The following is a 9020-nucleotide window of genomic DNA, read 5'->3' on the forward strand; positions in this document are numbered from 1 at the left end:
TGGGGGCAAGCAAGGAGAGCCATGCGGCGGTTCAGAGTGGCGGCACAACGACAGGAGGGCCCTGTCACGCCGCACAAGAGAGCATCAACATGGGACAGAGAGGCGAAGGCCGGCTGGTATCTGCCTGCCGTGCTCTTCTGCGACTCTGCCGGAGCGGCGGTGCCACTGGCGACAGCGCTCTATGCAGCAGGTCAGCCCCGCCCCTTCCAGCACGCGGCGATCGCGACCGCCATCTGGCTGCTCACAGGCGTGGTCGGCAAGCGCTATGCGCCCTGGAATCTGGGTGAAGGCCAAGCCTGGCCGGTGTTCCGGGACTGGCTGGTGATGATCGGCACGCTGGCGGTCCTGCGGACCGTGAGCGGGCTCGACAGCGCACCGGCCGCGGTCTGCGCCGCGCTCGTCCCGTCCCTCGTGGTCGCCGTCGTCTGCCGCAAACTGATTCACCGTGACCTGATGGCCACGCGCCGGGACGCTCAGGCGCTCCGCCATGTGCTGGTCATCGGCGAGGCCGCGGCGGTGGACGAGGTCGTCAACCAATTGGCCCAGCGCACCGACCACGAGTACGTCGTCGTCGGGGCGTGTGTAGTGGGTGAGGGTGACGTTCGGTCCGGCGCGCCGGTGCACGTACGGCTCGGGGCGGAGCGTCCCGCCCTGCTCGCCGAGGACGCCTCGGCCGTGCTCGAGGCGGCCGACGCACTCGGTGTCGACCTGGTCTTCGTGAGTCCGGGCCGGCACATGTCGTGGGACCGGCTTCGACAGCTCTCCTGGGCTCTGCACGACCGCGGATGCCCCCTGGCGGTCCTCCCCGGCGTTTTCGACGTGGCACGGCACAGGATCCGGCTCACCTCGGCGGCCGGGCTCACCATGCTGCAGGTCGCGCCTCCCGTCCGGCACGGACTGCCGGCGGTCCTCAAGTCCGTCATCGACCGGGTGGGTGCGCTCGTCCTGGTCGTCGCCGTGGCTCCGGTGCTGGGCCTGCTCGCGCTCGTCGTCCGGCTGGGCTCGCCCGGGCCCGTGTTCTACCGCCAGACCCGGGTCGGCAAGCACAACACACACTTCTCCATGTGGAAGTTCCGCACGATGGTGGTGGACGCGGACCGGCTGAAGAGCAGCTTGGAGACGGCCAACGAGAACGACGGCCACATGTTCAAGATGCGCCACGATCCGCGCATCACGCCCGTGGGCGTTTTCCTGCGCCGCTATTCGCTGGACGAGCTGCCCCAGCTGCTCAATGTGCTGCTCGGCCATATGTCACTCGTCGGGCCGCGCCCGCCCCTTCCGGAGGAAGTGGCGCGCTACGACGAGGTCGAGATGCGAAGGCTGAGCGTGAAGCCCGGCCTCACGGGACTGTGGCAGGTGAGCGGACGGTCGGACCTCACCTGGCACGAAACCGTCTCGCTCGACCTGCGCTACGTGGACAACTGGTCGCTGGGCTGGGACATGGATGTCATGGTCCGTACGGTGCGCGCGGTGCTGAACGGACGCGGGGCGTACTGAGCTTCAGACGCGGAGGGGCGCTGCCTCGCTGCTCAGCCACGACGCATAGGTGGTGGCGATGCCCTCCCGCAGGGCGATCCTCGGCCGCCAGCCGAGGCCGGCGAGCCGCGAGATGTCCAGCAGCTTGCGAGGCGTGCCGTCCGGTTTCGAGGTGTCGAACGCCATCCTGCCCTCGTAACCGACGACCTGCTTGACCGTATCGGCGAGTTCGCGGATCGTCAGGTCCTCGCCGCAGCCGGCGTTGACCGGTTCGTCGCCGTCGTAACGGCGCAGCAGCACGACACATGCGGCGGCGAGATCGTCGACGTGCAGGAACTCCCGGCGCGGCGTGCCGCTTCCCCACAGCACGACCTCGTCCCGCGCCTCCCGCCGGGCCTCGTGGAAGCGGCGGATGAGAGCCGGGAGCACGTGCGAGGTCTCCAGGTCGAAGTTGTCGCCCGGCCCGTAGAGATTGGTCGGCATGGCGCAGATGTACGAAGCCCCGTACTGGCGTCGATAGGACCGCACCTGAGTGATCCCGGCGATCTTCGCGAGGGCGTACGGCTCGTTCGTCGGCTCCAGCGGGCCTGTGAGCAGTGCCTCCTCGCGGATCGGCTGCGGTGCGAGTTTGGGGTAGATGCACGACGAGCCGAGGAACAGCAGCCGGCGTACGCCCGCCGCGTGCGCCCCGGCGATCACGCTCAGCTGGATCCGCAGATTGTCCTCGAGGAACTGCACCGGGTAGGTGCTGTTGGCCATGATGCCGCCGACCTTGGCGGCGGCCAGCACGACGGCATCGGGCCGGGCGTCGCGCAAATACGCCTCGGTCGCGGCAGCGTCACGGAGGTCGAGTTCGGACCGGGGCCGGGCGAGGACCTCGTATCCGTCGGCAGTCAGGCGACGGGCGACGGCCGAGCCGACGAGTCCACGGGCCCCGGCGACGAAGACACGAGCAGGCGGGGGGAGCAGATCATCCATGGGCCGAGTGTGCCAGCAGTACCACCGTAAACGGTGCACTTCCTGGGGATATGCATAAAAACCTGATGAACAGGATATTCCTGTGCACTCAGGAAGGGATGACCGACGTGGAACGTTCGCTGCGTGGCTTCACCGGAGCCGGCTATGACAAGGGCCGCCCCCTGTTCGTACAGGCTGCCTGGTTCGCCGTGCTCAGCCTCGTCTTCGTCAAATGGTGGTTCCCGGCCCGCTGGCGGCCTGCGCTGCTGCGCGCATTCGGCGCGCGGATCGGCGAACGGGTCGTCATCCGCCATCGAGTGAGGGTGCACTGGCCGTGGAAGCTGGTGGTGGGCGACGACGTATGGATCGGCGAGGACGCCTGGCTCCTCAACCTGGAGACCATCACGATCGGCAGCGACGCGTGCGTTTCCCAGGGTGCGCTGCTGTGCACCGGGAGCCACCAGCGACACTCACGCACCTTCGAGTTCGACAACGGCCCCATCACGGTGGAGCCCGGCGCCTGGGTCGCGGCGAAAGCGGTAGTGCTGCGCGGCGTCACCGTGGGACGTGGCTCGGTCGTGGGAGCCGCATCGGTCGCCCACCGCAATGTCAGCCCCGGTGCGGTCGTCACGACGGGAGCCACGGCATGAGAATGGTCCATGTGGTGACACTCGTCAGCGACGACGGGGCCTTCGGCGGGCCGACGAGCGTGGCCCTCGGCCAGCTCGGAGAATTCGCCTCGCGCGGCCACAAGGTGACGCTCCTGTCCCTCTGGCGTGGCAGGTCCCCGGCGCCGGAACGGATCGGCCCGGTGCCGCTGCGGTCCAGACCGGCCCGCTCGGTCATTCCCGGCCAGGGCTTTCTCGGCCTCATGCATCCAATGCTGGTACGCGACATGTGGCGGGCCATGAAGGATGCCGACGTGGTGCACGTCCATGCGGGCCGTGACCTGGTTTCGCTCACCGCGCTGGCGCTGGCGGTACTGCGGCGCAAGAGGTTCTTCGTGCAGACGCACGGCATGGTGCAGGCCCGGAACTCCGCGGCGGCCCGGCTCTTCGACCGGGCGTATGTACCTCTGCTGCGCAAGGCACGCGGCTGCCTGGTCCTCACCGAGGACGAGGGGCGGGCCCTGACCGCGGCCATCGGGCGGGACGGTCCACCGCTGCTCGTGCTGCCGAACGGGGTACGCCCCGGGACCGGAAGCGAAGAACGGGACTTCGGAAGCCGCGAGGTGCTCTACCTCGCCCGCCTGCACCCTCGTAAGCGCCCCGAGGCATTCGTCGAGATGGCCGCGCTGGTCCACAAAGAATTGACTGACGCGCACTTCACCGTGCACGGCTCGGACGACGGATCGCTGCCGGTGGTCCGCGAACTGATCGCCGCCCGCGGGCTGGAGACAGTCGTCTCGTACGGCGGCGCACTGGAGCCCACCGCAGCCGTTCGTGCCTACGCGAAGGCCGCGGTGTACGTGCTGCCCAGCGTCAACGAGCCATTCGGCATGACCGTCCTCGAAGCGCTTGCCGCGGGCACGCCGGTGGTCTGCACCGACAGTTGCGGCATCGCGGGCGAGTTGGCCCGCCGGGGAGCGGCGCGCGTCACCGACGGCAGTCCGCAGGCGATGGCCGATGCGGTGTGCGACCTGCTCCGGGACGAGGGCCAGCGGCGCGCACTCGCCGACGCGGGTCGCCGTGCTGTCGAGGAAGTCTTCTCCATCCACACGGTGGGAGACCGACTTGAGGAGATTTACCAACTCCAGGCGACAGGGCAACGGAGATATCGCTGACCATCAGGCTCGAACAAAGAAGAGTGGGCTGTTCGAGGTAATCCAGCTGCGGGACTTGTGGCCCCACCAGCCCCATAGGGCTGTTCTCTGTAATGTCCAAGGACAGGGCCGTCTTCTCTCCCTCGATCCGATATCCGCGCACCGGCCGGAAACAGCCAGGGCCCCTCCCTGGCGATTTCCGAGCAATTTCGTGCTTTCCATTCCCTGTCCACAAGGGGGACCGTATGGGCAAGAGCGCTCTCATCACCGGCGTGACCGGTCAGGACGGCTCGTATCTGGCCGAGCTGCTGATTTCGAAGGGTTACACGGTGCACGGTCTGGTGCGCCGGTCGTCGTCCTTCAACACCGAGCGGATCGACCACATCTACCAGGACCCCCAGGAGCCGGGCCGCACTCTGGTGCTGCATCACGCCGATCTGACCGACGGGGTGGCGCTGGTCAATCTGCTGCGCGACCTGCGGCCGGACGAGGTCTACAACCTCGGCGCCCAGTCCCATGTGCGCGTGTCCTTCGACGCCCCTCTCTACACCAGTGATGTGACGGGCATGGGCTCGATGCGGCTGCTGGAGGCCATTCGGGCGAGCGGCATCGACACGCGGATCTATCAGGCGTCGTCCTCGGAGATGTTCGGAGCCACCCCGCCTCCGCAGAACGAGCGGACCCCCTTCCATCCCCGCAGCCCGTACGGCTGCGCCAAGGTGTTCGCCTACTGGGCCACGGTCAACTACCGGGAGGCGTATGACCTGTTCGCGGTCAACGGCATCCTCTTCAACCACGAGTCGCCGCGCCGCGGTGAGACCTTCGTGACCCGCAAGATCACCCGGGCAGTCGCCCGGATCAGCGCCGGCCTGCAGGACCGGCTCTACATGGGCAACCTCGATGCCGCACGCGACTGGGGCTACGCCCCGGAGTACGTCGAGGCGATGTGGCGGATGCTCCAGCAGGATGAGCCCGACGATTACGTGGTGGCGACCGGCAAGACGGCGACCGTGCGGCAGTTCCTGGAGGCGGCGTTCTCCACGGCCGGCCTGGACTGGGCCGAATATGTGCGCTTCGACCCCAAGTACGAGCGGCCGAGCGAGGTCGACGCGCTGATCGGCGACGCGTCGAAGGCTGAGACGCTGCTCGGCTGGAAGCCCCAGGTGATGTGGCCTGAGCTGGCACGCATCATGGTCGAAGCCGACGTGGCCAGGCTCGAGTCGGAATTGAGCGGTACAGCCCTGAGCATTCAGCGGAATTGAGTGATCCGACGCCCGATGTCACCGGCTCGTCCGGTCTGATCGGCAGTTGTCCGGTCAGGAAACTGCTCACCCGCGGTCACAGCGTGGTCCGCGTCGAAAACTTCTCCGAAATACGGACCGGCCGGGCGCCGGACCGCGGCTTGCGACGCCGCGATCCGCGTCCGCGGCAACGGGCCGCCGCAGTAGGTGACCTGCCTCAGCTCCTCGATGGTGTACGAGAGCACGACCTCCACCACACGGCCGACATCCCCTTCCAGCACGACGTGCAGCGCCGGACCCCCGATGTGGCGAGGGCAAGGGATGTTCTTCGGCTTCGAGGCGACTCCCACGCCGGACGAGATCCTCGACGAGCTCACCCCGTGGGTCCGCGAGCCCGTCACCCACGGCCGGCTGTGACCCAGCTGCACGCCGCCTTCCACCGCAGGTCGTAGCGCGGTTCCTGGACTGCCCTGCCGATCTCCTGCCTCCGGCGGCCGGGCCGCCGGCCGCCAGGTCCCTCCTTCGAGCGCCCCATGCAGCAATCGGCCCAACAGCACGCGCCGCTCCACCTCGGGATGGGTGTCGTTGGAGGTGACCACTGCCGTCGGAGGCCGGCCGGAACCCCCTGCCTTTCGCTCCCGACGTTGCTGCATTCAAGGAGAACCATGAGCTCTGATTCCCCTGATGCCATAGCGGGGGCGATCCGTGCGGCGGCCACCCGGCAGATCTCCAGACCCGCGCAGACGGCCTCCTGCCTGCTCCCGCAGCCCCCGAACGACCAGGAGAAGTACTCCTACGTCAGGCGCCGCCTCTGGGTGCTCACTGCCGCCTCACTCATCAGCATGGGCTGTCTCACCTTCAGTCAGTTCAGGCTGATCCAGTCATCGCCGTGGCTGGCCGTCCTGCTGCCGTGCCTGATCTTCACCGTCCTGTACTACCTCACCTCGCTGCGCGTGAACGCCTTCACCGCCGACTTCGATCTGAGCGCGCACCGCAAACTCGTGGAGGACTGGCAACCCAAGGCGTACCCGACGGTCAGCGTCTTCCTGCCGGTGTGCGGTGAGCCCATCGAGGTGCTGGAGAACACCTGGAGGCATGTGCGCCGGCTCGCCGACCGTTACCCCGGCAAGGCCACCCCGTATGTCCTCGACGACTCCAACAACCCGCAGCTCGCCGTCATGGCCGAGGAGTTCGGTTTTGTCTACGGAAGCCGGCCCAACCGCGGCTGGTTCAAGAAGGCCGGCAACCTCCACTACGGGCTGAGCATCTCCGACGAGGAGTACATCCTCATCCTCGACGCCGACTTCGCGCCCCGCGCGGATCTGCTGGACGAGCTGCTGCCGTACATGGAGCGTGCCCCCAAGGCCGGCATCGTCCAGTCGCCGCAGTTCTTCCGCGTGCTCGACAGGCAGACGTGGATCGAGCGCGGGGCGAGCGCCGTCCAGGAGCTGTTCTACCGGGCGGTCCAGGTTTCCCGGCAGCACCGTGGCGGCGCCATCTGCGTGGGCAGCTGCGCCGTGTACCGGCGCGCCGCGCTCGAGGCCAACGGCGGAACCACTCTGATCGAGCACTCGGAGGACGTACACACGGGCTTCGACCTACGTCGTCTGGGCTGGGATCTGCTCTATGTGCCGCTCCCTCTCGCTACCGGCAATTGCCCTGACAACGTGAGTGCGTTCTACCACCAGCAGTACCGCTGGTGTTCGGGCTCCATGAGCCTGCTGGCAAGCAAGAAGTTCTGGGATACAAAGCTCAGGCTCGCCACACGCCTCTGCTACATTTCCGGCTTCTTCTACTACATCCACACGGCGCTCTTCATCTTCATGGCCCCGCTGATCCCGGTCACCCTGCTGGTGGCCATGCCCGAAAAGCTCAAGGCCGAGTACCTGCTGCTGGTAGTTCCCAGCGTCATCTACACGACGCTGATCTTCCCGTGCTGGCACAAGTGCCCCTATCGGCTGGAAGCGTGGGCCGTGCGCATGATGTACGGCTGGGCACATGTATTCGCCATATGGGACATTGTGCGCGGCAGGCGCCAGGCCTGGCGGCCCACCGGCTCGGCGACCGCACGGCGAAACGGGAACAGGCGTTTCTGGATCGGCGTCTGGGTCTGGAGCGGCGGTACGGCTCTGATATGGGTGGGTGCCGCGCTCTGGCGGACGCTCACCATGTACCCACCGAATTTCGCCCTGATCCTCTTCTCCGGGCTGTTCTACGCCGTGATCGTGGGCCGCATTCTCGTCCCGTCCCGGGGCACTGCCGAAGAACCCGTTCGTGCCGTTGCGCCGAAGGCCGCGATCGAGCCTGCGGAGAATCTCGGGGGCCTGTGACGCCGATCGGCCGAGGCCCTGAAGGCCTCGGCCGACGCGGCAACTTGGTGCTCAGCTTCTGATCCGCTCCCGGACCCAGGCGCCGGTTGGCGTGAGAGCCTCGGCGCCGGAGAATGTGCCGGCGCTGCAGGTGCCCTGCTTGAAGACCGAGAGTTGGCGATCGTTGTCGGAGAGGCTCCAGTTCGTCCAGCCGATCTTCTTCTTCGCCATCAGGTCGACCCATTTCTGCGACATGGGGAAGTCGGTGTCGTGCCCCGTCCACGACGCGGTGCCCCACTCGGTGACGAAAATCGGAAGCTTGGAAGAGGCACGGTCCAGGATTTCCATATACCCCTCCCGTGCCACCCGCGAGTAGAAGTGGAAGCTGTACATGATGTTCGTCGCGTTTACGGGATTGTCGACGACCTCCCGCTCGTTGCCTCCTTCGGAGGCGCCGAACGTGGACCAGCCAGACGTCGGGACGATGATCACACTGTCCGGATCATGAGAGCGGATCACCGGAATGAGCTTTTCCGAGTAGCTCTTGACGGCGGACCAGCTCACACCGTGGGGCTCGTTCGCGAGCTCGTAGATCACATTGTTCCGGCCCCTGTACCGTTGGGCGATCTCAGTGAAGAACGTCTTTGCCTTCTCGAGGTCCAGGTTCGGGTCGCCCGGGTTCATCATGTGCCAGTCGACGATGACGTACATGCCACGGGCGCTCGCCCGCTCGATCAACTGGCTTACCAAGTCGGTGAACTTCTTCGGATCCGTCTCGTACCCGCCCTGGTGCGCGTACGTCGCTACACGCACAACGCTCGCCTTCCAGTCGTACGCCATCACATCCATGGCGCCGTCGGTCAGGCAATGGGCGAACCACTGCGTGCCGTGCGTGCTCATGCCTTTCAACTGGACGGGCTTGCCGGATTCGTCGCACAGCTGCGTGCCGCAGACGCGGACCTTCCCATACATCTGAACCGGGCTCCGGGCCTCGGCCGTTGATCCGGTGGCAGCGCTGCTCACCGTGTTCGCGCTGAGAAGGCCGAGCGTCGCAGCCATGACGAGGCCGGATCGGACGACCCAACGGTTGCCGGAATTGAGAGAGCGCACTTCGTTCCTCCATTTCCTTCATTTCCTGAGGTGACCTTCAGGCGTGGGGGATCGGCCGGGCCAGGCTCGATACCCGCCGTCCGCCAGCCGCGGAAGGACGTCCAGCGCCCGGCCGGGGATGAAGCGGGCCCGGTTCCCCGCGAAGCCCGCCGCACGGAACGCCTG

General features: G+C 67.1%; 7 protein-coding genes and 1 pseudogene. 5 read left to right on the plus strand and 3 right to left on the minus strand.

Annotation, left to right across the window (positions count from 1 at the left end; translation table 11 throughout):
• Window positions 1-159: 159 nt before the first annotated feature.
• A complete protein-coding gene (locus tag ABZS64_RS22775; protein WP_355832501.1) occupies window positions 160-1497 on the plus strand; it encodes a sugar transferase in 1338 nt (445 codons plus the stop codon).
• 3 nt (window positions 1498-1500) lie between these two features.
• Here ABZS64_RS22775 and ABZS64_RS22780 read toward each other — a convergent pair whose 3' ends face one another.
• Window positions 1501-2454, minus strand: coding sequence for a GDP-L-fucose synthase (locus ABZS64_RS22780; RefSeq protein WP_355832504.1), 954 nt, complete (start codon window positions 2452-2454; stop codon window positions 1501-1503).
• 65 nt (window positions 2455-2519) lie between these two features.
• Here ABZS64_RS22780 and ABZS64_RS22785 point away from each other — a divergent pair, with 65 nt between their 5' ends.
• The 4 genes from ABZS64_RS22785 to ABZS64_RS22800 all read left to right on the plus strand — a co-directional run bounded on the left by ABZS64_RS22785 (window position 2520) and on the right by ABZS64_RS22800 (window position 7766).
• On the plus strand, window positions 2520-3083 hold the full coding sequence (locus tag ABZS64_RS22785) for a putative colanic acid biosynthesis acetyltransferase (protein ID WP_355832507.1): 564 nt from the start codon (window positions 2520-2522) through the stop codon (window positions 3081-3083).
• Window positions 3080-4216 carry a glycosyltransferase gene (locus ABZS64_RS22790; RefSeq protein WP_355832510.1) on the plus strand — a complete coding sequence of 379 codons (1137 nt, stop codon included), beginning with the start codon at window positions 3080-3082 and terminating at the stop codon, window positions 4214-4216. Before ABZS64_RS22785 ends, ABZS64_RS22790 begins: the two co-directional genes overlap by 4 nt.
• A gap of 224 nt (window positions 4217-4440) precedes the next feature.
• The gene (gmd, locus tag ABZS64_RS22795; protein WP_355832513.1) at window positions 4441-5457 is read left to right on the plus strand and encodes a GDP-mannose 4,6-dehydratase; all 1017 of its coding nucleotides are present in this window, start codon (window positions 4441-4443) and stop codon (window positions 5455-5457) included.
• An 821-nt stretch (window positions 5458-6278) separates the two neighbouring features.
• Window positions 6279-7766, plus strand: coding sequence for a glycosyltransferase family 2 protein (locus ABZS64_RS22800; protein ID WP_355832534.1), 1488 nt, complete (start codon window positions 6279-6281; stop codon window positions 7764-7766).
• A 51-nt stretch (window positions 7767-7817) separates the two neighbouring features.
• Here ABZS64_RS22800 and ABZS64_RS22805 read toward each other — a convergent pair whose 3' ends face one another.
• Together ABZS64_RS22805 and ABZS64_RS22810 are read right to left on the minus strand one after the other, a co-directional pair.
• Window positions 7818-8855 carry a glycoside hydrolase family 5 protein gene (locus ABZS64_RS22805; protein ID WP_355832516.1) on the minus strand — a complete coding sequence of 346 codons (1038 nt, stop codon included), beginning with the start codon at window positions 8853-8855 and terminating at the stop codon, window positions 7818-7820.
• A 69-nt stretch (window positions 8856-8924) separates the two neighbouring features.
• Window positions 8925-9020 (minus strand): annotated as a pseudogene (locus ABZS64_RS22810) (methyltransferase); the annotation flags it as partial.

It is taken from the genome of Streptomyces sp. NPDC005408, from assembly GCF_040606445.1.
In the GTDB taxonomy this organism is placed as follows: domain Bacteria; phylum Actinomycetota; class Actinomycetes; order Streptomycetales; family Streptomycetaceae; genus Streptomyces.